The 659-nt window shown below is 64.5% G+C and carries 1 pseudogene; it reads left to right on the forward strand.

Features of this window, described 5'->3' with window-relative positions:
• A pseudogene (locus tag L995_RS11680) lies at nt 1–525 on the forward strand (hypothetical protein); the annotation flags it as partial.
• Nucleotides 526–659 lie beyond the last annotated feature (134 nt).

The raw sequence follows: 659 nt of genomic DNA on the forward strand, positions 1-659 counted from the left end.
GCACTGGTTGACATCTACAAGACCCAGGTGGGAGCTGAGACTGCGAAGGTGGACGCTTATCGTGCGCTCACGCAGGCCTATGCATCCAAGGTGGGCGCCCAGGCCGAGCAGGCACGCGTCGAGGTGGCCCGGTACCAGGCCCTGATCTCGGCCAAGGGTCTCGAATGGGACGGGTGGAAAGCTCGCCTGTCCGCCGCCACGGCGCGTGCCGAAAGCGCGGCTCGGCAGTCCGCAATCCTTGTCGACGGCTACCGCATCGGCGCAACTGCCGCTGAGGCTCAGGCGGCATCGTATGCGCGTCGATGGGAGTCCGAGATCAAGCAGTACGAAGCCGGGATGAACATCACGTACCAGGTTGCCAGGACCAACAATGATGCCGTCACCCATGCCAACGATGCGCGCATGGAGGCCGCGAAGGTGGGCCTCACTGCAAAGGCCCAGCAACTGGCCAGTGCCTTGTCGATGGTGACAGCTCAGGCCCAGATTGATGGCCGCGTCAACTGGAACTACAACGGTCAGATCTGATGCCGCCCCCGGCTAGGGTTCGCCTGTTGGCGCCCTGGCCGGGACACTGCAGGGCATGACCAAGCCGGCCAAGCTCAACTTCACGATCTACCAAGGCGCCACATTCCGGCGGCGCCTGCGCTGGCTCAACCCCG

It is taken from the genome of Delftia sp. ZNC0008 (genome assembly GCF_000799035.1).
Taxonomy (GTDB): domain Bacteria; phylum Pseudomonadota; class Gammaproteobacteria; order Burkholderiales; family Burkholderiaceae_C; genus Comamonas; species Comamonas tsuruhatensis.